Source organism: Aeromonas sp. 160P (genome assembly GCF_055193095.1).
Map to the genome: position 1 here is coordinate 2458396 of NZ_JBUXKV010000001.1, position 26978 is coordinate 2485373.

Consider the following 26978-nt stretch of genomic DNA (forward strand, 5'->3'; position numbering starts at 1 on the left):
GGTGTTATAACCCCTGCCTCGTTCATGATGAACCGTGTAGTAGGGAGAGTGACATGCTGGATATGCTGATGGCCATTTGGCATCAGGATTTTGACGCCCTGGTTCAGATGCAGGCGGTACCCCTGCTGATCAGTTGCCTGATGCTGGTACTGCTGCTGGAGTCCGCATTCGTCTTCCTGCCCCTGCCGGGGGACAGCCTGGTACTGCTGGCCGGTGGGTTGGTGGGCATGGGAGTATTTGGCACTGAGGTCACGCTCATCTATCTGCCGCTGGCGGCGGGTCTGGGATCCGTGCTGGCGTACTGGCAGGGACGGGCACTGCAGCGCACCTGCTTTATGGATCATATCGAGCGGATGTTGCCCCCCGACAGCCTGCCCAAGGCGACCCGGCTGCTGAAAAAGTACGGTTTTCTGGCGATGTTCTCCTCCCGCTTTATCCCGTTCGTGCGGGTGCTGACCCCCATGCTGATGGGGATTAGCCGCCTGAGCATAGTGCGCATGTGCGTGGCCAGCTTTGCCAGTGCCGTGCTCTGGTCACTGTGTCTGAGTTTGGTGGGCAAGCTGGCGATGAATACCCCCTTCTTCCTCCACCACAGCGAGCTGTTGACCCGCGCCCTGCTGATTACTTCGCTGGTGCTGTTTCTGGCTGCCGTCATGGCCATCCTGTTCCGCTGGTTCAAAGGCGGGGCAAAAAACCAGACCACCCACGACTAGATGACAACCCTTGCCGCACTAAATGAGTGTGCAAGGGGGTTATGGTGCAGCCGGGGTGCTGAATTGTGCCCATCCGGGTAATGAGCTTTGTGTCGGGTGAGCAGGATGCCTTATCCTGTTTCCTGCCACGCTGTGCTTGCAGCGCTCCAACTCGGGATGGAACCTATGCGCCTCTTCGACTCTCCCCCTGCTTCTCACAGATCTACTGCTGTAACCGGCTCCCTGCGCCAGCGCTGGTCGGCCCTGCTGCTCTGTGGGCTGGCCGGTTTGCTGCTGGCCGGTTGCGGCCCTGACAAGCCTGTCACTCATGTCACAACTAATGGGCCGATCACGCAACCTGCCGCGCAGCAAGAGGCGGGCACACCGGATTCTGTGGTACAAGCCAATGCCCGCCAATATCGGGATGCCCCGGCGCTGGCGCTGGTCTTCTCCGGCCCATTGGCGCCCAAGGCAAACTGGCAGAGCTGGCTCTCTGTCAGTGAAGGGGGCAAGCAGGTGCAGGGGGAGTGGATCCTCGCCGACGATGGCCGCACCCTCTATTTTCCGAACGTTCAGCCCGATAAAAGCTACGAGGTGAGCCTCAAGTCGGGGTTGGGCCCTGGGCCCCAGAGCTGGACCCTCAAGACCCGGCCGCTGGAGGCGGGGGCCTCCTTTACCGCCAGCGGCATGGTATTGCCGCTGCGGCAGGAACTTCGCCTGCCCATCAGCGCAGTCAACGTGGATGAGGTCAATATCGACTTCTTCCGGGTCGATGCCGAATACCTGCCCCGTTTCCTGGCGGAGTATCGCCCCGGCGCCGGCATGGGCAACTGGGAGCTTGAGCAGATCACCCAGCGCGCCAAGCGGGTGTTCAGTGGCCGCTACGCCCTTGAGCTCGATGCCAACCGGCGTGAGACCCGCCTTATCAATGTGAAGGAGCCGCAGCTGGCCGAGGCTGGTGTCTACTTTGCGGTGATGTCGCCCCTTGGCAACTACGACTGGCGCAAGGAGACCACCTATTTCGCGGTGAGCGACATGGGGCTCAGTGCCCGCCGTTACCGCGATCAGCTGGAGGTGTTCGTCAGCTCGCTGGCCAGCGCAGATTCGCTCAAGGATGTGCAGCTCTCCCTGCTCGACGAGAAGGGCAACCGGCTGCAGGTGCAAACTACGGATCTGCAGGGTCATCGTCGTTTCGATCAGGTGCAGGGGGCCCGCCTGCTGCTGGCCGAGCAGGGCAAGCATCTGGCGGTGCTGCGCCTCGATGGTGCTGCGCTCGATCTCTCCACCTTCGATCTCGGCACCCAGCCTTGGCAGGCCCAGCAGCTCTATCTGTTCAGCGGGCGCGATCTCTATCGCCCCGGTGAGCGGCTCGATAGCGAGATCCTGCTCAAGGGCCAAGATGGCCAGCTGTTGCCGGGGATGGCGGTGGAGCTGGAGGTGAAACAGCCGGACGGTCAGCTGCTCGAACAGAAACGACTGCTACCGGACAATCTTGGCGCCGCCCACTACGGTCTGCGCTTGCCGGACGATGCGCCGCTGGGGCGCTGGACCATCAACCTCAAGACCGCTGCTGGCAGCCGCTTCGAGTGGCCCTTTCTGGTGGAGGAGTTTCTGCCAGAGCGCTTGAAACTGCAGCTTGGCAAGGGGCCGGATGGGGAATTGCTGACCCCGCAACAGGCGCTCACCCTGCCGCTGCAAGGGGACTATCTCTACGGCGCGCCAGCGAGCGCCACCAAGGCGAAGGCGGAGGTGAAAATCAGCCGCGCCACCATGCCTTTTACCCAATGGCAGGAGTTCACTCTGGGTGACGTGCTGCTGGCCGAGCAGGCCAAGGATCTCGAGCCGCGGAGTCTCACCCTCAATGCGCAGGGGCAGGGGACCTTCTCGCTGCAAGATGAACTCGATGGTGTGCGTGCCCTCGGGCCGCTGGAGGTGGCCTATCGGGTTTCCTTGTCCGAGCCCGGTGGCCGTGCCGTCAATCGCAGTCGCACCCAGTTTGGCTGGCCCGCGGGCAGCCAGTGGCCAGCGCTCAGGGCCGATTTCGTTGCTGATCGGGTGGACGGAGGCAAACCGCTCCCCTTCCAGATCCTCAACTTCGATGAGCAAGGTCAGCCGGTGGCGGGGGCGGTGAAGGTGCGCCTCATCAACGAGTACCGCGACTACTACTGGCACTACGCCGATGGGGAGGGGTGGAAGTACGAGTTCAACAGTCAGCCCTATCTGGAACAGGAGCAGACCCTGATGCTGGACGGCAAGGGGCCGACCCCCCTCAGTTTGCAGCTGGCGGCGGGCTGGTATCGGTTGGAGGTGGAGAACAGTCAGGGCCATCAATCGAGCCTGCGGGTAGAGATCGGCAGTTACGCCTGGGGCGGCGGTGGCGAGCAGGCACGGCCCGACAAGATTGCCATCACCCTCGACAAGCGTGCCTATCTGGCGGGTGACAAGGCCAAAGTGACGCTGGTGGCCCCGCGCCCCGGCAAGGGGTTGTTGCTGGTGGAGGATGGCGACGGTCTGCGCTGGTGGCAGCGTATCGAGCTCAAGGGGGCCGATGGTGATGCCAAGGATGCCCGCGGCGAGTTCGAGATCCCGATCAGCCCCGAGTGGCAGCGTCACGATCTACATATCTCGGCCCAGATCGCCGCGCCAGACAGCGACTCCAAGCCGGTGAACCAAAAGAGTGTGCAGAGCCTGCGTTCGGTCGGTCTGGTGCCGCTCACCCTCGATCGAGAAGCGCGCCGTCTGCCGCTGACCCTGAGCGCGCCTGATAAAGCGGTGCCACTCACCCGACTGGAAGTGACCGCCACCTCCATCCCCAACAGTCAGGGGCGCGTGGTGCTGGCCGCGGTGGATCGGGGCGTGCTCAACATCAGCGACTACCAGCCCCTCGACCCGTTCGAGATCTTCTTTGGCCGCAAGCGCTTCGCCCAAGATTTGTTCGACAACTACGGCCAGGTGATCCCGCCGCAGGATGGTAAGCTGGCCCGCCTCAACTATGGGGGCGATCGGGCGCCGCTGAAAAAGGGCGGCGCGCTGGAGAGCCGGGTCGAAGTAGCGGCGCTCTGGAGTGGCGAGGTGACTTTTGACGAGCAGGGCAAGGCGGTGATCCCGCTCGATCTGCCCAACTTCAACGGTGAGCTGGCACTGATGGCGCTGGCCTGGAACGAACAGCAAGTCGGCGAGGCCGAGCGCGCCGTCAAGGTGGTGGCCCCCTTGGTGGCCGAGATTGGCTGGCCGCGCTTTGGCGCCAGAGGGGATGAGACCCGGGCGCTGGTGCAGCTGCGCAACATGAGTGGCGAGGATCAGGCCCTCTCCCTAGTGTGGACCCTCAATGGCGGGCTCAAGGCAAGCGGCGAGCTGCCTAGCACCCTTTCCCTCAAAAACGGCGAGGAGCAGTGGCTGACCCTGCCGCTCACCGTGACCGGGGCGAGCGGTGTGGCAAGCCTGCAGTTGGCGGCCAGCGGCAAGGATTTTGCCATCAGCCGCGACTGGTCTCTGCCGCTGCGCTCCCCCTGGCCTGCCCAGACTCGCCAGCGCTACCAGATGCTGGCTCCCGGCCAGCAGATGAGCTTTGCGCCAGGTGAGCTGGCCGGGCTGGATCCCACCAATCTGCAGGGGCTGCTCAGCCTCTCCGGCACCCCGCCCTGGGATCCGGCAGCCCAGTGGCAGGCGCTGGCTGACTACCCCTACGCCTGTCTGGAGCAGACCTTGTCGCGCGCCTGGCCCTATCTGCTGACCACGGCAGATGAGCGCATCGCCTGGAGCAAACCCGCAGAGGGCAAGACACCTGCGAGCGAGGCGGATGTGCAGCGCGCCCTGCTGCAACGGCTACAGCGGTTACAACTGCCAAGCGGCGGTTTTGGCCTCTGGGATGGCCGCTCCGACGAGGAGCAGTGGCTCACCGCCTATGCCGCCGACTACCTGCTGGCCCGCAAGGAGGCAGGCGATGCGGTGCCGGAGGCGATGCTCAATCAGGCCCTGAACCGGCTGCAGAGCTATCTCACCGACAGCCAGTACGGCGAGCGCTGGAGCAGTGCCCCCGAGCACAGCCGGCTGGCCTATCAGGCTTACAGCGCCTATGTGCTGGCTCGTGTGGGCAAGGCGCCGCTCGCTACCCTGCGCCTTATCTGGGAGCAGCAGGCCGATCACGCAAGATCTGGCTTGCCGCTCTTGCACCTCTCGCTGGCACTCTCGGCCATGGGGGATGAGCAGAACGCCGCCAAGGCCCTCAGCCGGGCATTGGCGACCGAGCGCGGTGACGACTATTTGGGGGATTACGGTTCGCCGCTTCGCGATCAGGCCCTTGAGCTCTCCTTGCTGCGCCGGCACAAGTTGGCTGCGGATAGCTGGTCTGCTCTCAGTGCCAAGGTGGCCGACACCCTGGCCCACCGTCAGTGGCTCAGTACCCAAGAGCGGCTCGCCCTGTTGCGACTCGCCCGCGTTGACCCTGCTGTCGACTGGCAGGCCAGGGTCGCCTCATCCCTTGGCAGCGAATCCCTGAGCGGTTCGGCCCCGTTGCAGCTGGGCACCCACGAGGCGCTGGCTGCCAGTGCCGTCAGCAACGAGGGCAAGGGATCCCTCTATGTGCAGCGCACCCTGATCGGCTACCCCGAACAAGCGCCAGCACGGATCAGCAAAGGGATGAGTGTGGCCCGTAGCTGGTTCAACAGTGACGGTCAGCCGCTTGATCCCGCCAAGGTAAAGGTCGGCGATCTGGTGGTGGTGCGGCTCAATGTCAGCAGCGAATCGGCGGTGCCCGATGCTCTGCTGGTGGAGATGGTGCCCGCTGGCTTCGAGCTGGAGAACCTGGCCCTTGGCAATAGCATCAAGCTGGAAGAGCTCTCCATTGAGGGGAAACCGGCGTGGCAGAGCGAGTGGAACGACTACCTCAAACATCAGGCGTTTCGCGATGACCGCTATACGGCGGCGCTGGACCTGAGCGAGGGGAGCAACCAGCAGCTGGTCTACCTGATGCGGGCGGTGACGCCGGGTCGCTATCAGGTGCCGCCGACCCAGGTGGAGGATATGTATCGGCCTGAACTGCGGGCTGTGGGGGAGGATATTCATGAGGTGAGCATCTCTGAGTAACGTCCCCTCCCTTGAGCGGGTTCGCCCGCTCACTCGCTGGCAGCGCGGCTGGCTGAAATTGGGTCGCTGTGGCCGCGCTTGTTGGAGCAGGCTGGGTCGGTTACCGCGCTGGCTGCGTTTCTCGGTATTGGGGATCATCACCCTATGCCTGTCGCTACTCGCGCTGGATCGTATCTTCCCGCCGCCGCCGCTCGATCCTGCCTATGCGCGGGTAGTGCTCGACATGAAGGGGAGGCCGCTGCGCGCCTTTGCCGATACCAGCGGCGTATGGCGCTACCCCGTGACGTTGGATCAGGTCTCCCCACGTTATATCGAGGCGCTGCTGGGCTACGAGGATCGCTATTTCTGGCGCCATCCCGGGGTCAATCCGCTGGCCATGGTGCGCGGGGTCTGGCAATGGCTACGCTACGGGCGGGCCGTCTCGGGCGGCTCGACCCTCACCATGCAGGTGGCGCGTCTGATCGAGCCCTATCAGAGGTCGATACCCGGCAAGCTGCGCCAGATGGCCCGCGCGCTGCAGCTGGAGTGGCACTACGACAAGCGCACCCTGCTCACCGTCTACCTCAACCGTGCTCCCTTTGGCGGCAATCTGGAGGGGGTGCAGGCGGCAAGTTTTGCCTATCTTGGCAAGAGCGCGGCCAAGCTGACCTACGCCGAGGCGGCGCTGTTGGCGGTGCTGCCGCAGGCCCCCAGCCGCAACCGGCCAGATCGCCATCCCGAGCGAGCCCGCGCCGCCCGCGACAAGGTGATGCTACGACTGGTAGCGCAGGGCGTCTGGCCCGAGCAGGTGTGGCAGGAGGGACGCATCGAACCTGTGTTGGCCCGCGGTCACTTCACGCCGATGGAGGCGCCGCTCTTCGCCCGCCTCGTCGCTGATCATCAGGCGGGGGCACTGGTGCACACCACCATAGACGGCGATCTGCAGCGCTGGCTGGAGACGCGGGTGGCAAGCTACATTCGCCGCTTCCCCGAGCAGACCTCTGCTGCGCTGCTGCTGGTGGACAACAAAACCATGGCGGTGCGCGCCTATGTGGGCAGCGCCGAGTATGGCAATTTGCGCCGCCACGGTTATCTCGACATGGTGCAGGCGATCCGCTCCCCCGGCTCCACCCTCAAGCCCTTTATCTACGGTCTGGCGATGGATGAGGGGCTGGTTCATTCGGCCTCCCTGCTCTCCGACGCGCCAAGGCTGGGCTCGGATTATAGACCCGCCAACTTTTCCGGCGCCTTTCAGGGGCCGGTGACGCTCGCTCAAGCGCTGCAGCAATCCCTCAACGTGCCGGCGGTGCAGGTGCTGGAGGCGCTCGGGCCTGACAAACTGGTTAATCGCCTCGACAACGCTGGAGTGCGGCTGGCGCTCTCCGATAAACCCAATCCGGCCATTGCGCTGGGGGCGGCAGGTATTCGGCTCGAGCAGCTGGTGGCGCTCTACAGCTCGCTCACTCGGCAGGGACAGGTGGCGATGCCGGTCTGGCTGGCTGGGCAGCAGGCGGTGCCCCGCCCCTTGCTGAGCCCGGGGGCGGCCTGGATCATCTGGCAAATCCTGAGCGCCCAGGGACGGGCGGATCAGCCCTTTGCCAGCGAGGCGACCGGTCGGGTCAACCGGCTGGCCTGGAAGACCGGCACCAGCTACGGCTATCGCGACAGCTGGGCGATGGGGGTCTCCGGTCGCTGGACCATCGGCGTCTGGCTGGGGCGCCCCGACGGCACCCCCATGCCCGGTTTTTACGGCCAGAGCGCAGCGGTGCCGCTGTTGCTCTCGGTCTATTCGCGACTTGCCGACAACAGCCCCTTGCCGGCACAGCCCAACACGGTGAGCGAGGCCGAAGTTTGCTGGCCGCTGGGGCGCAAGGCCAGCGCGACCCTGCCAGAGGGCTGTTTGCAGCGCCAGAGCGCCTGGTTGCTGGAGGGGCGTGATCCTCCCACCTTGCCGGATCCCATGGATTGGCCCTCGCCGCTGCGGCAAGTGGCGTTGACCAAGGAGGGCAAGCCGACTCTGGCCCGCTGCCAGGATGCGGCGCAGTCCGGTTTTCGGGCCCTGTGGCCGCTGTCGCTGGAGCCGTGGCGGTTACCCGGCGAGCGGCGACAGGCGCTGCTGGCCAGCAGTTGTGCGGGGGAGGAGCAAAGCGCCGAGCTGCAGGCCCCCATTCGTATCGTGGCGCTGGGGGAGGGCAACCTCATTCGCAGTCAGCGCTATCGGCTGCAACCCAAGGTGCTGGGTGGCGTTGGCAAGCCGTTCTGGTTTCTCAACGGCCAGCGGCTGCGCTGGGACGGGGATCAGGTGCTGAGCGTGGCGGGGCGTTACCAGTTGGTGGTGGTGGATGAAGCAGGCAACAGCGATCGCATCGAGTTTCGCGTGGTGCATCCTGACAGTGAGACTGGCACCATCACCCGTTGAGCGTTTTGTCGGCAATTATTGAGGTGGATGTAATTAAACATTTGAAATGCATCAATATTTGATTGGCTAAATTAATTCATGAATAATTACGAGTTCATTCAAATCCAATCGGGAGTTCTCTTTTGCTGCGTGTTCTTTGTCCCTTGCTGGTGCTGATGAGTTCGGGCTGTGCCACTACAAATCATGGTGATCACCATGTTTCTCCCGAACGTACCGGGTTCTATTCACCTTTCGAGCCTGGCTCAGAAAGCTTTGTACGCTGTTACGAGAAACAGTTTGCCTGTACCCCTTCCAATATCCGCCGTGACAGGGCGATGGAGGCCCGTAGGCAGGCGCAAGAGCAGGCCAATCACCGAGGTGATGACTGGTAGGCCGCAGATAACGAGAGGGGTTGGCAGATGCCAACCCCTTTTTCATTCCGCCGATTCAGCCCGGTTGGCGCAGATGGCCGAGCCGGGTGAATAAGTGCTGACTCTTGCGCTGGTGAAAGTGGCTCTTCTTGATGGGATGGAAGATGAGGTGGCTCTCGGGATGGCTTGCCTTTAACTGATGGATCATCGCCATGGCGGGCAGGCTGGTGCTGACTAGCGTGGTGAGTGGCATGCTGATGGTCTCGGGCCCCAGCAGTTGATTGAGCCCCTGCTGTGCCTGCTCAAAGCGGGTCAGAACCGCCGGGTCGGCATAGCCGCTACCCAGCATGGCGAGCAGGTGGTCGAGGGCCTGATGAAATTCGGCCAGCTGCTGGCGAAAGCCGCTGCGCCCGCGCAGGGCAATCAGCGCTGCAAACGGAATGTCGGCGAGGTGAGTGGGCACTTGCAACGGGATCTCGAGGTGGAAGCAATCCTGCCCACCCCGGTTGTGGTAGCGGGATTCCAGCAGGTGGAGCAGCCGGTCGAGATAGTCGTGATCGGTGATGAGGGCGCCGTCATTGGCGAGTGCCCACTCACGGGCGAGGCGCATGGAGAGCAGGTTGGCAAAGCGTCGTGCCATTTTGATCCCCCCTTCATCTTGCGTAGCAAAGCCGTGAGTCAGACAAAAACCGTGCAGTTGCTCCAGCCCCGCCTGAGCCGGGCAGAAGCAGTCATGGTTGGTAGGCTGGCGCCAGCGACCAATCAGCTCCTTGTTGCCAAACACCTTGTGGCGCACGAAATCGGGGGCGATAAGGCCGCTGATCTGGCTCTCCAGTTGCGGGGTGATGGTTGCGAAGAAGGCGGGGTCTGGACGTGCGGCCAGCAGATCTGTCTGATCTTCAAGCGTGTCCAACAAGGCGGTGAGGCCACTTTTTTCACTGACGGTGAAGACGAAGGCGAGTCGCTCCAGATAGAGCAGGGCAAACTTGAGCCAGCGCTCGTCGCGTACCTCCATGCCGGGATAGTAGATGTGGGTCTTCATCGGATCAGTCTGTTGTCAAAAATCTGGCGAGGCGCAGGCTCGGGAATATACGCAAGATTGCGGGCGTGCGGCAAACATAGCATGGCGTAATGTGAGCAAGCGCTCATTCAGTAGCCGCTTGCCACAAAGTTCTGATATAATCCGCGCCCTTAAATCAAGGCCACCCGAGTCAAAACCATGAAGTTCATTATCAAGCTGTTCCCGGAAATCACCATCAAGAGCAAATCAGTTCGCCAGCGCTTCACCAAGATGTTGCAGGGCAACATTCGCAACGTGTTGCGTCGCTTCGACGAAGATGCCCGGGTACGGATGGATTGGGACAAGCTGGTAGTGAGCTCCCGCAACGATCAGTTCCACGCCCAGTATCTCGAGACCCTGGCCTGTATCCCGGGCATTCAGTACTTCCTCGAAGTGAAACTGAGCAACTTTACCGACCTGCACGACATCTTCGAACAGACCCGCGCCGTCTGGGGCGATCGGCTGAAAGGAAAGACCTTCTGCGTCCGTGCCCGTCGCGTCGGTAAACACGACTTCAGCTCGCTGGAGCTGGAGCGTTATGTGGGCGGTGGCCTCAACCAGCATTGTGAAACCGCTGGGGTGCGCCTGAAAAAGCCGGACATTCAGGTCAATCTGGAAGTGGAAAATGACGAGCTCTATATCATCAGTGCGGTGCACCACGGCATGGGCGGTTTCCCCATGGCCACCCAGGAAGATGTACTGAGCCTGCTCTCCGGTGGTTTTGACTCCGGTGTCGCCTCCTACCAGTTCATCAAGCGCGGTTGCCGCGTCCATTACTGCTTCTTCAATCTGGGTGGCGCTGCCCACGAGATTGGGGTCAAGCAGGTCGCCTATTACCTGTGGAACAAGTTTGGCGCCTCCCACAAGGTGCGCTTCACCGCCATCGACTTTGAACCCGTGGTGGCCGAGATCCTCGAAAAGGTCGACAACGGCCAGATGGGCGTGGTGCTCAAGCGGATGATGATGCGTGCCGCCGGTCAGGTTGCCGACTACTTCCAGATCCCGGCACTGGTGACCGGTGAGTGTGTGGGCCAGGTATCCAGCCAGACGCTGACCAACCTCAACGTCATCGATCGGGTGATCGACAAGGTGATCCTGCGCCCGCTCATCACCTGGGACAAGCCGGATATCATCAGCGAAGCGCGCCGCATCGGCACCCTGGAGTTTGCCGAGACCATGCCGGAGTATTGCGGCGTCATCTCCAAGAAGCCGACCGTGAAAGCTGAGCTTTCTCGCATTGAAGCGGAAGAGGCCAACTTCGACTTCTCCATTCTGGACAAGGTGGTCTCCGAGGCCCGTTATCTTGATATTCGCCGTATCGGTGAAGAGACCGCTGCTGAAGTACAAGAGGTGGAAACGACTCAGGTGCTGGGCGCTGACGAGGTGATCCTGGATATCCGCTCTGCCGACGAGCACGACGAGAAGCCGCTGGTGGTGGAAGGCCGTGACGTGCTGCACCTTCCCTTCTTCAAGCTGGCCACCGCCTTTGGCGATCTGCCCAAAGAGAAGACCTATCTGCTCTACTGCGATCGCGGCGTGATGAGCAAGCTGCAGGCGCTCTATCTGAAAGAGAAGGGCTTTGACAACGTCAAGGTGTACCGCCCGTAATCACGGTTTTCACTGCCCACAAAAAATCCGGCCACTGTGCCGGATTTTTTTATTTCACAGAGTCAGCCATGACCATCAGGGGCAGGGAACCGGGGTGAAGGAGTCTTGCCCCTGGCAACGCCAGCCCATTTCCGCCTCCCGCATCTGCCACAGGTTGTCGTTGCGATAGAGGGTCAGGATGTAGATCATGTCGCTCTTGCTGCCATTGAGGGCGACCGAGAGCACCAGATCATTGTCCAGCTGCTGGGCGTGGATGCGACTGGGTATGTCGCCATGGCCAACGAATCGTAGTGCTACCTCACGGTAGTCATTGACCCAGTGCTGCTGTTGATGGCTTGCCTGACGTATCTGCTGGTTGAACTGCTGCACCGGCGCCGAGGCCAGGCGTCCAAATACAGCTTGTGCTTCGGCGTGGGCTGCCGTCACGTTCGCCAGGATGAGAGTGGTAAGCATACCGATTTTGCGCATGAGAAGTTCCGGCTAACAACGACTGCTTCTATGACAACAGAAAAGCCGATTTGGTTCAACGCAAGGCCCACAGCGACATGATGGCGCTGTGGGCCCGCTCTCAATTGCGTTGCAGCGAGAAGGTTGGCAGCGACAAGTGCCAGTAGATAGCGGCAACCCGCAGGCCAAACACCGCCGTCATGCAGATGAGCATGGCGGTTACCCTGTCCATGTTCGCCTCCAGCGCCAGGGTATAGAGAATGCCGCCGAGGATACAGGCGGTGGCATAGATCTCTTTTTGCAGCACCATGGGCACTTCTCGCGCTAGCACATCGCGGATCATGCCGCCGGCAACGCCGGTCATGGTGCCCATGATCACGGCAATCAGCCCTGGGGTGCCAAAGTTGAGGGCCTTTTGGGCACCAATCACGGTAAAGAGGGCCAGTCCGAAGGCATCTGCTACTGGCAGCACATACCAGGGCATCCTGCGGGGCAGTTTAACCATCCACATGCCGATCAGCGCCGTCGCGATGACGACCCAGATATAGAGCGGATCGCGTACCCAGAACACGGGGGTTGCCCCCAGGATCATGTCACGGATGGTGCCGCCGCCGATGGCGGTGACCGCCGCCAAAACCATGACGCCAAACCCGTCCATTCTGAGCCGGCCAGCCACCAATACCCCTGAAAACGCGAATACCGCAGTACCAAACATGTCGCTGATGTAAACAATCTGCTCAACCAGTGTCTGCATGGAGAACAACTCACGCCAAATTGTTGATGGGGCCGCGATTTTAGGGGCTGGCGAGCCCAATCGCCAACTGAGCTCGACAAAATTGCGAGTCGACACGAATTTTTTCTTGCGGCATGAACCGGGAGAGTCTCGTGTGCGCCTGCTTGACCCTGCCGTTGGCGGGGCTCATGACGTTGCTGCTATCGTGTGTTTTGGCCCGTTTTTTTCCTTAAGTTTCCCCCTGACCCGCCGATACATAAGGTAAGCGGCGTTAATGCGATGAAGCGTTGAAAAAAATGCTAAAGACATCCAAAAACGAGCCGTTAAATAAGACGCATCGGGCACAGAAAATAATAAAGCCTGAGCAAATAGAAGAGTAATTTTAATAGCTTAGGAGAATAGTCATGGCCATGTATATCAACACTAACGTTTCGTCACTCAACGCTCAGCGTAATATGACAAACTCGACCAAATCATTGGATACTTCGTATACTCGCTTGGCATCTGGCCTGCGCATCAACAGCGCCAAGGATGATGCGGCGGGTCTGCAAATATCCAACCGTCTGACCTCTCAGATAAACGGGCTGGATCAAGGTAACCGTAATGCCAACGATGGTATCTCTCTGGCGCAAACTGCCGAAGGGGCCATGGATGAAGTGACCGGTATGCTGCAGCGGATGCGTACTCTGGCTCAGCAGTCGGCCAACGGCTCCAACTCCGCCAAGGATCGTCAAGCCCTGCAAAAAGAGGTGGATCAACTGGGGGCTGAGGTTAATCGTATCTCCAGCGCGACCACCTTTGCGGGTACCAAGCTGCTCGATGGTTCCTTCGGTGGCACCTTCCAGGTCGGTGCGGATGCCAACCAGACCATAGGCTTCAGCCTGAGTCAGTCCGGTGGCTTCAGCATCTCCGGGATTGCTGCTGCGGTGACCGCTGGAGGGGTTGGCGCTATTTTTGTCAGCGGTTCAGCTGGTGCTATCGATATCAGCAGTCAGAGTACAGCACAAGCTGTGTTGGGTGCAGTTGATTCCATGTTGGAAGTCGTTGATGGTAAGCGAGCAGAGTTGGGTGCGGTACAAAACCGGATGGACTCGACCATCCGCAACCAAGCCAACATTTCGGAAAACGTCAGCGCAGCCCGCTCTCGTATTCGCGATGCGGACTTTGCCACCGAGACAGCCAATATGACCAAACAAAATATTTTGCAGCAGGCGGCATCCAGCGTTCTGTCGCAAGCCAACCAGCGCCCGCAGGCCGCACTCCAACTGTTGCAAGGCTAACAAAAGAAAACAGGGCGGTTGTTCAGGCCGCCCTGGTCAAGAGATGGAACAAAGGGGTGTTCGGGTTAGCACTCTGTTCTATCGGGAGAAAATCAATTCTCTACTAGTAATGCCAAGTGTTGTCCAGATGTTCAGTTCTGTCACTCTTGGTCATATTCTCCTGAGCATATGCTCAACGTTAGGCCGGTTCGCCGGCCATTTTTTATTGTGTCGCCAAATTGGCGTCACTCTCGTCTATGACATAGCACAAAACGTGCCAACACTACCTTAATCCTGCGTTTACGCCACTTGCCGACCTGGGATAGTGTGGCGGCTCTTCTGATATCTGTGATTTGCCACCAGCCGGATAAAAATTGCCGCTTTCGGCAAGGATTTTCCTAAAGCTTGTCCTCCTGCGGCCGTTACATAAAGTGAAGCAATCGAGGGGTGTTCGGAATCCAACGTTTGCACTACTGCGGGTGGCCTGTTCGTTCAAACAACCACCCGCCAGAAGAGAGAGGCATGTTCAACCTGCTCTTCTAACGGTGGGACGTCGCTTTGGCGGCGCAACCCGCAGTCGTATGTTCTTCGGGAGAATTTATTATGGCCATGTTCATTAACACCAATACGTCATCACTGAACGCCCAGCGTAATTTGATGAATACCAGTAAATCCTTGGATACTTCATATACCCGCTTAGCATCAGGCCTGCGCATCAATAGCGCAAAGGACGATGCGGCCGGTCTGCAGATCTCCAACCGTTTGACCTCTCAAATCAACGGTCTGGATCAGGGTAACCGTAACGCCAACGATGGCATCTCCCTAGCGCAAACAGCGGAAGGTGCTATGGACGAAGTGACCGGCATGCTGCAACGTATGCGCACCTTGGCTCAACAATCTGCCAACGGATCCAACTCAGCCAAGGATCGTGCAGCGTTGCAGAAGGAAGTGGATCAACTGGGGTCTGAAATAAACCGGATCTCGAAAGATACTACTTTCGCCGGTACCAAGCTGCTTGATGGAACATTTGGTGGTAGTTTCCAAGTTGGTGCTGATGCCAACCAGACCATAGGCTTCAGCCTGAGTCAGTCCGGTGGCTTCAGCATCTCCGGGATTTCTGCTGCGGTGACCGCGGGAACGGCTGACTCTATTTTTGTCAGCGGTTCAGCTGGTGCTATCGATATCAGCACTCAGAGTACAGCACAAGATGTGTTGGGTGCAGTTGATTCCATGTTGGAAGTCGTTGATGGTAAGCGAGCAGAGTTGGGTGCGGTACAAAACCGATTGGATTCAACCATCCGCAACCAAGCCAACATTTCGGAAAACGTCAGCGCAGCCCGCTCCCGTATTCGTGATGCTGACTTTGCCACCGAGACTGCCAATATGACCAAGCAGAACATTCTGCAGCAAGCGGCCTCAAGCGTATTGGCACAAGCCAATCAACGTCCTCAGTCGGCTCTATCTCTGCTTGGCTAACGATGGACAGTGGCTGATTGAAATGGGAGAGATAAGATGACAACTGAACTCGGTAATCTGTCATCTGCCAATGGCGCTTCCTTACAGCTAAGTGACAAGAGCGGCCAAGTGGCCGCTCAACTGCTTTCTGGTTTAGTGGAAGAACCTGGTGTTGCACTGCGGAAAAATCAGGATGTGACAAAAACTGATCTCCAGCCGGTACAAAGCCAAGCAGAGATTGAAAAACAGGTACAAAATTTGCAAGAATTTGGCTTGCAACAAGGCTGGACGGTTAATTTCAGCATGGAGCAAGACTTGGGGCAGGTGGTGATCAAGGTGATGGACTCTGATACCCGATCCGTTATACGGCAAATTCCGAGTGAAGAGCTGCTCGCAATTCACAAGCGGATCCAGGCTCTGCGTCAAGGTGATGCGGGCGCTAACCCGAAGCTTGGCCTGTTGCTAGATAGTGAGATTTAAATCGAACAAATGAGGAGACGATAACATGGCAATTACCTCTGCCGGTGCGGGTTCTGGGCTTGATCTAGAGAGTGTGATTGCGGCCAGTGTGGCGGCTAAAAAAGCACAGTTACAACAACCGATCATCAAAAAACAAAACAGTACCCAGATCGCGATCTCTGGTATTGGTCAGCTAAAATCATCTCTCACCACCTTCACTGATATTCTCGATACATTGAGCAAACCTGGCGCTTTCAACAAACGGGCTATCAATATCACCCAAGATAAAGATAACCCAGTGATGAAAGTAGAAAGTAAAAGCGGCGGTTCCAATGGCCAGTACAACGTCACAGTCAGTAAATTGGCGACCACCAGTCGCCAAGAGGGTATCTTTGATAGCTCAACGACTGCACTTATTACTCAAGATGGCCAACTGACGTTCAAAGCTGGTGCTAAAGAGTTCAAAGTTGATGTTAAAGCTGGGGATACCCTGCAAGATATTCGCAAGAGTATTAACGGCAATAGTGATAACTTTGGGTTAAGTGCAAACATTGTTAACACTTCAGATGGTAAGGCAAAACTAATTATTGATTCGGGTATCTCTGGAGACGGCAAGGATCTGACCATCACTGGAAATACGTCAGAACTTGGGATGTTCTCCATCGGTGCTCCTGGCAGCGTGATGAATCAAAAACATGCCGCGAGCAGTGCCGAAATTATAGTTGATGGCAATACACTAAAAAGTGATACCAATGTTTTTGATGATTCTATTCAAGATTTGAAACTTACGGTATTACGAGTATCTGATAAAGATAGCAGCGGTGATCTCAAACCTAACAAAGTGGATATATCTACCGATAAATCTTCAATTGAAAGTATGGTGAAACAGTTCATCGATGGCTATAACGCACTTCAGGATAAGATGGACGAGCTGGGCAAGCGTAACAGTATTGTCGGTGGAGTTAGACAAGATGATGGTGGTGCTCTCGCCGGTGATGCCAGTACGCGAACAATTAGCAACTTTATGGATAATACCGTCACAGGAAAAACGGGTTCGAGTACAACATATTCAAGTATTTTCGAAATTGGCATAAAAATGGATAATAAGGGCAAGTTATCTCTAGATAAAGAGAAATTTGGCCAAGCAGTGGATAAGAATTTCGATCAGGTTGTGGCTCTATTCGGGGGTGAGAATGGCCTTGCTGGTACGTTGAATAAAGGACTTAAAGAGTATACCAAGTCAGGTGGCATGTTGGCTGAGCGTACCGATACACTGAATGCAGACTTACGTAGTTTGAATCAAAAGCAGGCAACATCAAATGCTCAGCTGGTAAAATATGAAGCATCACTGCGTGCACAATATGGCAGCCTGGATGTGTTAATAGCAAAAATGAATAACTCTGCATTAGCGTTGCAGTCATTAAAGATTAACAGTAAAAATAACTGATAATTATTATTAGAGGTCACATATAATGTACCAACGTAATCTAAAAGCATATAAAGCAACCAGTATCGCAGCTGATCTTGCTGTTGCAGATCCTCATCGTGTTATTCAACTCATGATGCAAGGCTTTTTAGAGCGGTTGGCGCAATCTAAAGGCGCGATAGAACGTGGTGACATGGAAGCAAAGTCTATTGCAGTTTCTAAAGCTCAAGGGCTATTACATGGATTACAGGATGCGCTTGATATGAGCCAGGGCGCGATTGCTGAAGATTTGTACAAACTCTATGCATATATGGATGAGCGGATTCGGGATGCCAGTCTGGCACGAGATGTCACACCCCTTGACGAGGTTATGGCACTAATGGTGACGATCAAGTCTGCTTGGGATCAATTGCCGGAAGCCGAAAAGCAGCGTGGCTATCAGATGCGACAAAAGTTGGGTGAGCTGTGAGAGTCACTCTTACCTCCCTCAATGAGGCATTACAGGATAATCTCCACTTGATAGAGGGTCTATTGCAACAGCAGCAATATGATGAGGCTGTACTGTGCATGGATAACCGATTGGCTTTAATAGATCAGTTGACACAACTGGCCAAAGAGTGCCCGCTGCAACAGCAGGCGGTGGCGGAATTGGCTGCAACGCTGTCCATTCAAGAAGAAAGGTTGAAAGTATTAACTATCAGTCATCATAAAATTGTTTTTAAAAAGCTGATTCAAGTCGGGAAAGGTAACAAGGCTGGACAGGCCTATAACCTGAATAGCAAGGAGTTCTGATGTCGGTCAATATAGATGCGGTGCTGGTAAAAGCTGAGCAGGAAATGCTGAGACTTCAACAACAAGCAGAGCAGGAAGCAGCCATGAAGGTGGCGTTGCCCTTTCGCTTTGCACAAAATATGGCGGCGTTTCGCCAATATATTCCCCATATTGCCGACATCTATGAGGATTATCAGCCCGCCCGTCCATTCAAGTTCTTCTGCAGTGAAAACGGTCAACCCAATCTGGCATGGTTGGATGATGATGTCGCCGTGTACGGTGCCGAACCTTATCTCATCTGTGAGACGCTGGTGAAGGAGTTCATGGATAAGGGGGGATTGTCCAGGTTCTCCTTCAGCAAGGAGGCCAATCCCCTCGGCTTCATGCATGTCGAGTACCTCAACAAGCTGAATGCCTATCTTGACGACATTTCCGCGCGGGAAGAGAGGCTGGGCCAAGTGCCCCATGAGGTTCCTAGTGCCCTGATCTTTGGGGTGGGTCTGGGGTATCACCTCGGTTATCTCTATGAAAGGTGCAAGATCGGTACTCTCTTTCTGTTCGAGCCGGACCTGGATCTCTTCTATGCCTCTTTGTATTGCTTCGACTGGGCGCCGCTGCTCGGCTATTTGCATCAGGAAAACCTCGGCCTGCATATTCTGCTGGGGCAGGATGAAAACACTATCGTTAAGGATTTCGCATCAGCCATTCAGCGCCGAGGTTCCTTCTTGGTTGCCAATGCCTTCATCATGTGGGGCTATCAGAACGAGAAAATCAGGAAATTGATAGAGATAGTGCAGCAGGAATATTACCTACTGGTGATGGGATGGGGTTTCTTTGATGACAATCTGATCGCACTGTCTCATACCATCAATAACATCGAGCGTGCAGTGCCATTTTTGCAGCACAATAAAAAAATCTCATCAGTATATCAACAGACCCCTGTCTTTATTATTGCCAATGGACCTTCATTAGATGAATCTATTGCGGTTATCAAGGCACATAAAGATAGGGCCATTTTGATTTCTTGCGGCAGTGCCATGACCGCTTTGCACAAAGTGGGCATAAAACCGGATATCCATGTTGAAACTGAGAGAACCAAGATAGTTTACGATTTCCTAGCCAATTTGAACGACCCTGATTATCAGCGTGAAATTTTGTTCTTGAGTAGTGATGTTATCCATCCTGATTGTTCTACACTTTTCAACAAGTCCATGCTCACGTTTAAACTCGGTGAGCCAGGTGTTACTCTTTATAAGAATTATTTTCCTCACTTGCAGCATTGTGCCGCGTTTAGTGGTATGAACCCATTGGTTGGCAATATTGGTGTAAGTCTACCCATTAATCTTGGTTTTAAGAACATATATTTATTTGGTATGGATAATGGCTACCGGCAGAGAGGGCATCATCATTCTAGATTTAGTGCATATTATAATAATAATGATAAGGCCGAGGTTTTTGGAGAGAAAGTTTATGGTGATAGCCAGAGAACATGTGAGGGAAACTTTGGTGGTGTAGTTATCAGTAACATCATGTTTGATACTTCTCGCCGTGTGACAGAGGAGGTATTGGCCGCAAATAGCGATGTCCAATGCTTCAACTGTAGTGATGGCGCCAAAATTGAAATGGCTAGGCCTCTACTTAGTACGGAAATACATCTTTCTCAGTTGATCAATAAGTCAGCCTTGATTGAAGAAATCACCGGGTTAGGAGCACCTATTGTCTTGTCAAAGCAGGACTTATACCCACTATTAGATATTGATTTCTTTAACGTATTTATAGACAAGATGACTGATGATTGGCAGTGCTCATTTTCGTCTAGAAATGAACTGAATCAGCTTATGTTGCGTAATTTTGGTTATCTTGCGCAGATTGCTGCGACAAAGCAGCAGCATATCGCACAAGTTATGATTGGCTCAATGAATTATGTTTTCAGTCTGTTAAGTACCCTTCTTTATTCATTTGAAGGAGAGGAGAAAACGCTGGCGTTGATGGAGCCAGCTATCGGTTTATGGCTGGAATTCTTGTCAAAAGTAAGGGATATGTATCCACGAGCGCTCGACAGTGTAGATATGATTGATGATCATCAGACTATGGATTTATTCAAGAAATGAAATTTTTATTTCTTTATATCTGTAACTAACAATATTAATTTCTGGAAGTTTAATAATTATACTTAGAATGCCTTAACGGTAAGAGGTCGTGATGGAATATCATTCTGATTTACAAAATATAAACACGCCGAGTACGGAGCAGGAAGACTTCTGGGCCGGTGAATTTGGCAATGCGTACGTTGAACGTAATAAAAATGAACATTATGTGGCCGATAATTTAGCATTTTTTAGCAAAGTTATAGCACGCACACAGAGGGTTAATAAAATTCTTGAGCTCGGTGCTAATGTAGGCCTTAATTTAATGGCTCTGAAGCACTTATTACCAAATGTGGAATTTTCGGCAGTTGAGATAAATGAGAAGGCTGCATTGGCATTAAAACGTAATGTTCCAGATATTGACATATACCAAAAATCAATAGTTGATTTCACTTCTAATGAAGTCTGGGATTTTATTTTTACAAAAGGGGTATTGATCCATATAAATCCAGATCAACTACCTAAAGTGTATGAGTTAATGTATCAGAAATCATCGCGCTATATACTCATTGCCGAGTACTACAATCAAACACCAACTGAAGTTAGTTATCGAGGGCATTCCGGAAAGCTCTTTAAAAGAGATTTTGCAGGGGAAATGTTGAAAAAATTTCCTGATTTGTCATTGGTTGATTATGGCTTTATATATCATGGGGACACGAATTTCCCTCAAGATGATATTACTTGGTTCTTGCTTGAGAAATAGAATATCGTCTTTGGAAATAAAATTTGAAGAGCAATAAAAAATGACCCAGAAAAATACAAACTGGGTCTTTTAATTTAGGTTGACTTATATGCAATAATATCCCAGCTTGCAAAATGGTGGTCATTGTCTGGCAATATAGATACTCTTTCTTTATGTTCCAGTCGCTCAATAATAAAGCCAGCATCTGTAAATAATTCAATTATATGTTCTTTATCACTAAAATGTACTTGACCTACTCCTGAAAATTGACTCTTGTGAGGAAGGTCGATTTTTGTGTAGCTATCGATAGCACGACCTTTTTCAAAGTCACTATGTTGTGTGGAAAACCAGTCTATTCCAATGAATTTTCCTCCTGGTCTTAGATATATAATGACAGATTCAAGAATTCGTTTTATAGCGAAGGTGTCGTTATGGGTAATAGATGCCCTGTCGATTACAAGATCAAAATAGTTATCAAATTTGGAGTGATGTACTTTTGAAAAATCGCTCGTTATAATTTTTCCCTTCAGCTGTGGATAGGTTTCAACGAGCTTGGTTGTAATAATCTGACTACCATCAACGCCATAATAACTACAATCTAGTGCAAGAAACAATGGAATATTAGCGCCGGCACCACAGCCTAGTTCCAATACGCGTTGATAGCCATCTTTAGGATTTGCATATCTATATATGCACGATACAAGATCACTCCATGGCCAGATGCTCATATGAGAGTTGTTTTTGTATGCTTCATTCCATTCATTAGAATATTCCATTGAACAAGCCTTTATTTAACGTTGAACCAGTAGTCAACAATGCCCATGAAAGGGATGAACGAACCAAACAATTGCGGGTAGGGCGTTGGTTCGAAGTAATCGTAATCCAGCTTTACCCCATTTGAGATGAAATTATTTTCCTCCAGATAGTTTTTTCCCATAGGACCAGAAAGATAGGTCGTTGCACCTACTTCTTGGCAGATATCTAAGATAAGATCTGACTTTTTTGATGAAATATTCAGTGATGAAGACCTGATTATTTTTGTTTTAATATTTAGTTCACCTAGCCAAAATAACAGATGGTTAAAACACAGTTCGGCAAGGAGAGTCTCATTATTGTCATAGACTTTATATATCTTTTCATATTTTTCATGAAATGAAGCGGTGTTCGAGTAGCTGCTTTTGATAGACATTAAATGATTTTTTCGCCAGTCTATATCTCTTGCGATTTCAGTCTCTAAGAGACTCTTGCTTAAGTGGCCCTTTTTTTTGACAGGTATAGTTAGCCAGTATGGGCCATTGGCCCCCTTAATTAAATTTCGGTTGGTAAAACTATTCTTTTCAAATTGTACCGTGTCGAGAAATATAAATAAGTCGCTCTTCTTGATACGCTCTATGTATCCTAGCCAAGGTAGATATGCGGGTTGATGGATGCTGATGATCATAATTTTAGTGCCCTCGTACAGACAGAAATGATTTTATTGACGTCATTATCTGAAAGGGAAGGGTAGATAGGTATTGAGAGTGTTTTTTTACTTAAATCGGCTGCATTAGGTACCAATGTATTTGTAGTAAGCAGTTCATCCTCTGTGACTGGTACTATGGATCTGATACCACTTTCAAGCAAAGCATTTTGACAGGATATGACCTTTGTACTATCAGTGAACATCACGGCTCTAAACCTAACCGGTTTCACATCTTGGCTTATGTTGTCAATGACAGGTAGGCCTGCTTCCTGATATTTTTTAAATATACTAGCGCGACGAAAAATAAATTCAGGTAGTTTTTTTAATTGCTCTCTGGCAATTGCAGCCTGAATGTCGGTCATTTGAAAATTAAATCTTGGTATGGCATCGACAATTGAGTCATAATCTCTCATTTTTCTTGCCATATCGGAGATATCACTATTCCTCGATATTATAATTCCACCTTGCCCACCACTTGTTATTATTTTAGTTGCGCTGAGAGAAAACACACCGATATCTCCGAAAAGACCTACTTGTATATTTTTTATCGTAGCGCCAAGGGCTTGTGCAGCATCTTCAACTAAAAAATAGCTTCGTTTTTTTTCCACGTTCAAATCTGGCAGACCAAACATATGGGCTATGATGTAAATATCCGCATTGCTTTTTTTTAATGAGGCATTTACTGATACCTCTTCTATATCCAAAAAATTGGGTATACCACCAGATAACTGTATCGCATTAAATATGGAGCGGCATGAGTAGGCAGAGGCAGATACACATCTATTTTTTGCGCTTGCTATCGCCAATGAAATATAAAGTGCTGCAGAGCCACTACTGACAGCGACAATATTTTCTGCTGGTAAGTTTATATGGTTACCAAACTCACGCTCTAGGGATAAGACCTCTTCGCCTTGTGCAACCCACCCGGATGCTATTACTCTAGCGGCTGCTTGAGACTCCTCATGACCAAGTGTCGGCCTATTATGTGGGATCATTTTTTATGATCTCCTCCAAATAGTAGCCTTCCTTTACAATCATGGGATTACCAATTACTAATGAATATGGTGGTATATGGCCAGCGTCAACAATAGTGCCAGCAGCAATAACAGAATGATGCCCTATATAGACACCACCTTTTATTACGCAATGGGATCCCACAAAGACATTATTTTCCAATATAATATCTTTTCTATCAATAGACTTTGCTAGCTCAATGCACTTCAAGTGAGAATCTGCGCAGTTAATAGTAACAAAGGATGCAATATCGCAGTGAGCACCAATGACAACGTTAGCACCTGTAGCATTAACTTCGCTAAAGGCACCAATATAAACATTTTCTCCAATATCAGGAGCGCCTAATATCCATACTAAGGGATGGTAAGGATTTTCTTTGAAAGTAGTCAAATCATAAAAATGCTGCTTGTATTCATCTTGCTTCATCATGATATGTCTTCCCAAGAAAGTAATGTGCCCTTCTGAAGACTGTGTTTTGCCACTCTCCCCAGCACATCGTCGAGATGAATTGGTGGTAGCCCATTACCAGGTCTACGCAATCCAATGTTTATATTACTGAGTATCTCACCTGGCGTAATGTCTTTTAATGCAGTGATACTTCGGCGAGCCAATACTTTCATATCTTGCTCTGCAATCGTAGGTCTTATAAGAGGAGAGCCAAGCATCAGGTGTGCGTCTCTGATCGCAGATATCCATTCTCGAGCCCCGTTGGGATCTTCTGAAAACCAATGGTCTGGACCAGGTAATTGATGATCGAGTGTGAAGTGCTTCTCGAATACCACAGCGCCTAAACCATATGCAATTGCTGCAGCCAAGGGCCCTTGGGTATGATCTGAAAATCCCAATACTAAATTTGGGAACGCTGCCGCTAGAGTTTTTAATTTACTCAGATTTACATCAGCTACTGGTGTCGGGTATTGAGATGTACATAGCATCAATACGACAGGTTTACCTTCCATTGCACCTGTAACATCAAGAGCCTGATAAACTTCCCCAAGATTAGCCATTCCACAAGAGATGAGAAGTGGTAATCCAGTGGCACTATACTGCTTAAGTAAGGGAATATTGGTAAAGTCATCAGAACCTACTTTTAGCGCAGAAACACCTAGTTGAAGTAGCAACTCCATATCAGTAACATTTTGCGGTGTAGATAAAAAAGTTATCTTTTTCTCGTCGCAGAAATTTTTTATGCTATGCCATTCTGCTACTGAAAACTCGTAGCGACGGAACATATCCCGCATCGACTCAGTCACTTTTTTACCTTGTGAGCTGTAGGTAAAGAGTAACTCCGGATCGCCGACAAATTCATCAGCTTTGAAGGTTTGAAATTTAATAGCATTGGCACCCGCCGATTTAGCGACAGATATCATTTTTTTTGCGATATTTATATCACCATTATGATTAATCCCTGCCTCAAGTATGATATACGGCTCCCTATTCTCTACCGGTTTGTTAGAAAATAGAGTGTTGATATCAACTGTCATTTCATCTTCTCCAGAGTAGATATAATAGATGACGCAACATAGCTTGCTCCGTTACCATCGGTAATCGACATAGCCGCTATGGACATATTATTTATTAGGTTGGGGTCAAGGCGCTCAACTGCGGTACGATAATCTGTGGCAGTAAGGTTATCTACCATACCTAAATTAATTACTGCACCCAATTCATGTAGTGTTGCTGCAATAGGGACCTGGTTATCCGCCTGAGTGCTGATTAATGCAGGTAGCCCCATACAGCAACGTTCCCAGGACGCACTCCCTCCAGCACCTATAGCAAGGTCTGCATCGAGCATCAGCCTAGCCATATGTGGAGTCTGTATATGCAGAGTAGAGTGTGTTGAACTACATAACTTTAATAACCGGCTTCGATGTGGATTGTTGCCACCAATAACGACATCTATTTTAAAGTTTTTATTTGCAGCCAATACCCCTAGCAGAGCTTTTTCCGTTTCATTATCTGGATCTGTGCCACCAAAGAAAATAATTATTTTTTCCAGCTTGCTTCTTGTCTTTACACGATGTCTGAGGTGTTGGAAGGATTCAGACAATAGGGCATAGCGAGGTCCGAAGAAGCAGACACACTCTTTAGAGATATTATCCACATAGAAATTTTCACTTTTAATGACATTCTGGTCTAGAAGAAACTGGCTGCAATGGGAACGGAAAATATCATCTATTGCCAGTAACGAAATGTCGGATGAAATAATTACTTCTTCCCAATCCATGCCCAGCTGGTAATGATCGACTACCACAAGTTTCGTGGAGGTCGATAGGTTAGATAGCGTAGCATAAGCATCAGCTTGCTCGCTTTCACCAAGAGGATGTAGAGGTGAGGAGGTCAATATTCTATATTCATGCCCCTTTCTAACCACCTCCTTATAGAGTGCATCCCCATTAGGTGAAAAAATAAAGACAGATTTTTTACCTAATTTCTTAAATGCGTCAGCAAGTGCAAGGCAGCGCATAACATGCCCATATCCTAAGCTCATTGATGCGTCGGTACGAAATATAATCATTAGGCACCTAATATGTGTCGGCCAAGCATGAAGGCCTCAGCATAATGATATCCTACAGAGGCCCCTCGCCATTTTGCTAAGTATTCTACAGCTTCAAGTGATCGAGGATGCGGGTAGGAGCGCATCTCTGAAGCATATGCTTCGAGAGCCAGCTTTTTTTTCTGCCAGTGTGACGTAATGTCGACGAACCAATTGGGTGAGAAGGGATAAGCAGATGCCGCAGGGCGCCATTCTGTACTTGATGCAATTTCAAAAAAGAGAACTGTTTGGAGTTTTCTTCCGGGCAAGGGGCGGGTTGCTGCGATAACGGCATCATGTATTACTCTATGATCTATGTTAACATCACCAACATGATGGGTATAAACAATATCTGGTTGCCATTCATTTATCTCGGTTTCGACAACTTTAATGACATCAAGCAGATCGACACTATCCATCCTGTTATCTGGGAAGTCTAGTAAGTTGAGTCTCTTTACACCTAGAATGCTATTTGCCATCTGTGCAGCGCTATTTAGCTCAGTTAACTCCGTCATTACCACCGAGCGTTCCCGTTTGGAGAGTCTAGAAGTTGCACCTTCAGCCATGATAAGAACCGATACTTGGTCACCTCGCTCGCTATGGTTAGCAATTGTTGCTCCGCATCCCAAAACTTCATCATCAGGGTGTGCGGCAACGACAAGCACTTTTCGAGAGGATGTTGTCATACGATAAGACCTTGCTGTTTTTGAAGTTGCCACATAAGTTCAGCCTGATGCCAATCCTCAAGTGTATCGATATCTATAACCAGATGACGTGGTAATATCAGTGGTGTAGCTAGACTGCCGAACAAAATATTACTCTCAAGCCAAGCATATTGGGTACCCCAATAAAATTGCCCTGCGTCATGTAAAACCAAGGGGAGGTCCTGAGAGCGGGTGGGAAAGTGTTCGGGGAAAAGCATTTCGACACCATCACCAGATCGTACAAATCCTCTGTAAGGAGAGTAATCAAATGTACCGGCACTAAAAACAAAATGCTGATGGCTCTCCTCAAGCATCTTTAGGCCAGTGCGTAGATCATCTGCACGCACGAAAGGTGCTGTTGCATAAAGACAGCACACAGAACCGAGTTGCCATCCTTGTGAGATGGCCCAGTTGATGGCGTGTGCGATCACTTCTTGGGTTCCAGCATGGTCATCTGCCAATTCCGGAGGACGGATAAATGGCACACTGGCCCCATGTTTGTGGGCCACGTCTGCGATCTGCTCATCATCGGTTGAGACGATGATTTGATCAAAACAGCCCGCGTCCTGTGCAGCCCTAATTGAATGCACAATCATAGGGACACCAGCAAAAGGACGGATATTCTTACCCGGAATGCGTTTGCTGCCTCCCCGCGCGGGGATGATGGCCAGGATCTGTGATGTGGTCATA

At 52.3% G+C, this 26978-nt stretch carries 23 protein-coding genes; 12 read left to right on the forward strand and 11 right to left on the reverse strand.

Translation table 11 applies throughout. From position 1 onward, the window contains the following. The first annotated feature begins 53 nt into the window (after positions 1-53). The 3 genes from ACY8FN_RS11650 to pbpC all read left to right on the forward strand — a co-directional run bounded on the left by ACY8FN_RS11650 (position 54) and on the right by pbpC (position 8175). Positions 54-713 (forward strand): DedA family protein, encoded by a 660-nt coding sequence (locus ACY8FN_RS11650; RefSeq protein ID WP_463100094.1) that lies wholly within the window; start codon positions 54-56, stop codon positions 711-713. Between the two features lie 165 nt (positions 714-878). Beyond that, on the forward strand, positions 879-5777 hold the full coding sequence (locus ACY8FN_RS11655; protein ID WP_463100095.1) for an alpha-2-macroglobulin family protein: 4899 nt from the start codon (positions 879-881) through the stop codon (positions 5775-5777). Between the two features lie 52 nt (positions 5778-5829). Continuing rightward, complete coding sequence (gene pbpC / locus ACY8FN_RS11660) at positions 5830-8175, forward strand: penicillin-binding protein 1C (protein ID WP_463101163.1); 2346 nt, start codon at positions 5830-5832, stop codon at positions 8173-8175. Positions 8176-8601: 426 nt separating this feature from the next. Here the strand turns inward: pbpC and ACY8FN_RS11665 are convergent, their stop codons facing one another. Next, positions 8602-9567 (reverse strand): hypothetical protein, encoded by a 966-nt coding sequence (locus ACY8FN_RS11665; protein WP_463100096.1) that lies wholly within the window; start codon positions 9565-9567, stop codon positions 8602-8604. A gap of 177 nt (positions 9568-9744) precedes the next feature. On the opposite strand from ACY8FN_RS11665, the gene thiI reads away from it, so the two are divergent. Further along, a complete protein-coding gene (gene thiI, locus ACY8FN_RS11670; RefSeq protein WP_139719527.1) occupies positions 9745-11193 on the forward strand; it encodes a tRNA uracil 4-sulfurtransferase ThiI in 1449 nt (482 codons plus the stop codon). Between the two features lie 75 nt (positions 11194-11268). On the opposite strand, the gene ACY8FN_RS11675 is transcribed toward thiI, so the two are convergent. Further along, complete coding sequence (locus ACY8FN_RS11675) at positions 11269-11661, reverse strand: hypothetical protein (RefSeq protein ID WP_463100097.1); 393 nt, start codon at positions 11659-11661, stop codon at positions 11269-11271. A 100-nt stretch (positions 11662-11761) separates the two neighbouring features. Then, the gene (locus ACY8FN_RS11680) at positions 11762-12394 is read right to left on the reverse strand and encodes a trimeric intracellular cation channel family protein (protein ID WP_005333975.1); all 633 of its coding nucleotides are present in this window, start codon (positions 12392-12394) and stop codon (positions 11762-11764) included. 383 nt (positions 12395-12777) lie between these two features. Between ACY8FN_RS11680 and ACY8FN_RS11685 the strand changes: the two genes are divergently transcribed. The 8 genes from ACY8FN_RS11685 (at position 12778) to ACY8FN_RS11720 (ending at position 20593) form a co-directional block, all read left to right on the forward strand. Beyond that, on the forward strand, positions 12778-13653 hold the full coding sequence (locus ACY8FN_RS11685; protein ID WP_463100098.1) for a flagellin N-terminal helical domain-containing protein: 876 nt from the start codon (positions 12778-12780) through the stop codon (positions 13651-13653). Between the two features lie 582 nt (positions 13654-14235). Next, complete coding sequence (locus ACY8FN_RS11690; protein ID WP_463100099.1) at positions 14236-15108, forward strand: flagellin N-terminal helical domain-containing protein; 873 nt, start codon at positions 14236-14238, stop codon at positions 15106-15108. A gap of 36 nt (positions 15109-15144) precedes the next feature. Further along, positions 15145-15567, forward strand: coding sequence for a flagellar protein FlaG (locus tag ACY8FN_RS11695; RefSeq protein ID WP_139729846.1), 423 nt, complete (start codon positions 15145-15147; stop codon positions 15565-15567). A 25-nt stretch (positions 15568-15592) separates the two neighbouring features. After that, positions 15593-16993, forward strand: coding sequence for a flagellar filament capping protein FliD (gene fliD / locus ACY8FN_RS11700; protein WP_463100100.1), 1401 nt, complete (start codon positions 15593-15595; stop codon positions 16991-16993). A 25-nt stretch (positions 16994-17018) separates the two neighbouring features. Further along, complete coding sequence (gene fliS / locus ACY8FN_RS11705) at positions 17019-17441, forward strand: flagellar export chaperone FliS (protein WP_463100101.1); 423 nt, start codon at positions 17019-17021, stop codon at positions 17439-17441. A 62-nt stretch (positions 17442-17503) separates the two neighbouring features. After that, positions 17504-17764: a hypothetical protein gene (locus ACY8FN_RS11710; RefSeq protein ID WP_408123920.1), complete on the forward strand. Its 261-nt coding sequence runs from the start codon at positions 17504-17506 to the stop codon at positions 17762-17764. After that, positions 17764-19854: a motility associated factor glycosyltransferase family protein gene (locus ACY8FN_RS11715; RefSeq protein ID WP_463100102.1), complete on the forward strand. Its 2091-nt coding sequence runs from the start codon at positions 17764-17766 to the stop codon at positions 19852-19854. The genes ACY8FN_RS11710 and ACY8FN_RS11715 overlap by 1 nt, the downstream gene beginning before the upstream one ends. A gap of 91 nt (positions 19855-19945) precedes the next feature. Further along, positions 19946-20593, forward strand: a complete 648-nt coding sequence (locus ACY8FN_RS11720) for a pseudaminic acid biosynthesis-associated methylase (protein WP_463100103.1) — start codon at positions 19946-19948, stop codon at positions 20591-20593. 74 nt (positions 20594-20667) lie between these two features. Here the strand turns inward: ACY8FN_RS11720 and ACY8FN_RS11725 are convergent, their stop codons facing one another. Genes ACY8FN_RS11725 through pseF form a run of 8 tightly spaced genes read right to left on the reverse strand, consistent with a single transcriptional unit; the run spans position 20668 to position 26977 of the window. Further along, complete coding sequence (locus ACY8FN_RS11725) at positions 20668-21348, reverse strand: class I SAM-dependent methyltransferase (protein ID WP_463100104.1); 681 nt, start codon at positions 21346-21348, stop codon at positions 20668-20670. An 11-nt stretch (positions 21349-21359) separates the two neighbouring features. Beyond that, complete coding sequence (locus ACY8FN_RS11730) at positions 21360-22013, reverse strand: WbqC family protein (RefSeq protein ID WP_463100105.1); 654 nt, start codon at positions 22011-22013, stop codon at positions 21360-21362. Then, positions 22010-23029 carry a DegT/DnrJ/EryC1/StrS family aminotransferase gene (locus tag ACY8FN_RS11735; RefSeq protein WP_463100106.1) on the reverse strand — a complete coding sequence of 340 codons (1020 nt, stop codon included), beginning with the start codon at positions 23027-23029 and terminating at the stop codon, positions 22010-22012. The genes ACY8FN_RS11730 and ACY8FN_RS11735 overlap by 4 nt, the downstream gene beginning before the upstream one ends. After that, positions 23016-23477: an acyltransferase gene (locus ACY8FN_RS11740; RefSeq protein WP_463100107.1), complete on the reverse strand. Its 462-nt coding sequence runs from the start codon at positions 23475-23477 to the stop codon at positions 23016-23018. The genes ACY8FN_RS11735 and ACY8FN_RS11740 overlap by 14 nt, the downstream gene beginning before the upstream one ends. Then, positions 23474-24532 (reverse strand): N-acetylneuraminate synthase family protein, encoded by a 1059-nt coding sequence (locus ACY8FN_RS11745; RefSeq protein WP_275059292.1) that lies wholly within the window; start codon positions 24530-24532, stop codon positions 23474-23476. Before ACY8FN_RS11745 ends, ACY8FN_RS11740 begins: the two co-directional genes overlap by 4 nt. Further along, the gene (gene pseG, locus ACY8FN_RS11750; RefSeq protein WP_463100108.1) at positions 24529-25566 is read right to left on the reverse strand and encodes a UDP-2,4-diacetamido-2,4,6-trideoxy-beta-L-altropyranose hydrolase; all 1038 of its coding nucleotides are present in this window, start codon (positions 25564-25566) and stop codon (positions 24529-24531) included. The genes ACY8FN_RS11745 and pseG overlap by 4 nt, the downstream gene beginning before the upstream one ends. Beyond that, entirely contained in the window at positions 25566-26270 is a 705-nt protein-coding gene (locus ACY8FN_RS11755) for a PIG-L deacetylase family protein (protein ID WP_262109525.1), read from the reverse strand. Before ACY8FN_RS11755 ends, pseG begins: the two co-directional genes overlap by 1 nt. After that, entirely contained in the window at positions 26267-26977 is a 711-nt protein-coding gene (gene pseF / locus ACY8FN_RS11760; protein ID WP_463100109.1) for a pseudaminic acid cytidylyltransferase, read from the reverse strand. Before pseF ends, ACY8FN_RS11755 begins: the two co-directional genes overlap by 4 nt. Position 26978: the final 1 nt, after the last annotated feature.

Excerpts from the sequence above, each read along its gene's own strand:
- ACY8FN_RS11650 (WP_463100094.1), top strand. The coding sequence starts at position 54 with ATGCTGGATATGCTGATGGCCATTTGGCATCAGGATTTTGACGCCCTG.
- ACY8FN_RS11655 (WP_463100095.1), top strand. The coding sequence starts at position 879 with ATGCGCCTCTTCGACTCTCCCCCTGCTTCTCACAGATCTACTGCTGTA.
- ACY8FN_RS11665 (WP_463100096.1), bottom strand. The coding sequence starts at position 9,567 with ATGAAGACCCACATCTACTATCCCGGCATGGAGGTACGCGACGAGCGC.
- thiI (WP_139719527.1), top strand. The coding sequence starts at position 9,745 with ATGAAGTTCATTATCAAGCTGTTCCCGGAAATCACCATCAAGAGCAAA.
- ACY8FN_RS11675 (WP_463100097.1), bottom strand. The coding sequence starts at position 11,661 with ATGCGCAAAATCGGTATGCTTACCACTCTCATCCTGGCGAACGTGACG.
- ACY8FN_RS11680 (WP_005333975.1), bottom strand. The coding sequence starts at position 12,394 with ATGCAGACACTGGTTGAGCAGATTGTTTACATCAGCGACATGTTTGGT.
- ACY8FN_RS11685 (WP_463100098.1), top strand. The coding sequence starts at position 12,778 with ATGGCCATGTATATCAACACTAACGTTTCGTCACTCAACGCTCAGCGT.
- ACY8FN_RS11690 (WP_463100099.1), top strand. The coding sequence starts at position 14,236 with ATGGCCATGTTCATTAACACCAATACGTCATCACTGAACGCCCAGCGT.
- ACY8FN_RS11695 (WP_139729846.1), top strand. The coding sequence starts at position 15,145 with ATGACAACTGAACTCGGTAATCTGTCATCTGCCAATGGCGCTTCCTTA.
- fliD (WP_463100100.1), top strand. The coding sequence starts at position 15,593 with ATGGCAATTACCTCTGCCGGTGCGGGTTCTGGGCTTGATCTAGAGAGT.
- fliS (WP_463100101.1), top strand. The coding sequence starts at position 17,019 with ATGTACCAACGTAATCTAAAAGCATATAAAGCAACCAGTATCGCAGCT.
- ACY8FN_RS11715 (WP_463100102.1), top strand. The coding sequence starts at position 17,764 with ATGTCGGTCAATATAGATGCGGTGCTGGTAAAAGCTGAGCAGGAAATG.
- ACY8FN_RS11720 (WP_463100103.1), top strand. The coding sequence starts at position 19,946 with ATGGAATATCATTCTGATTTACAAAATATAAACACGCCGAGTACGGAG.
- ACY8FN_RS11725 (WP_463100104.1), bottom strand. The coding sequence starts at position 21,348 with ATGGAATATTCTAATGAATGGAATGAAGCATACAAAAACAACTCTCAT.
- ACY8FN_RS11730 (WP_463100105.1), bottom strand. The coding sequence starts at position 22,013 with ATGATCATCAGCATCCATCAACCCGCATATCTACCTTGGCTAGGATAC.
- ACY8FN_RS11735 (WP_463100106.1), bottom strand. The coding sequence starts at position 23,029 with ATGATCCCACATAATAGGCCGACACTTGGTCATGAGGAGTCTCAAGCA.
- ACY8FN_RS11740 (WP_463100107.1), bottom strand. The coding sequence starts at position 23,477 with ATGATGAAGCAAGATGAATACAAGCAGCATTTTTATGATTTGACTACT.
- ACY8FN_RS11745 (WP_275059292.1), bottom strand. The coding sequence starts at position 24,532 with ATGACAGTTGATATCAACACTCTATTTTCTAACAAACCGGTAGAGAAT.
- pseG (WP_463100108.1), bottom strand. The coding sequence starts at position 25,566 with ATGATTATATTTCGTACCGACGCATCAATGAGCTTAGGATATGGGCAT.
- ACY8FN_RS11755 (WP_262109525.1), bottom strand. The coding sequence starts at position 26,270 with ATGACAACATCCTCTCGAAAAGTGCTTGTCGTTGCCGCACACCCTGAT.
- pseF (WP_463100109.1), bottom strand. The coding sequence starts at position 26,977 with ATGACCACATCACAGATCCTGGCCATCATCCCCGCGCGGGGAGGCAGC.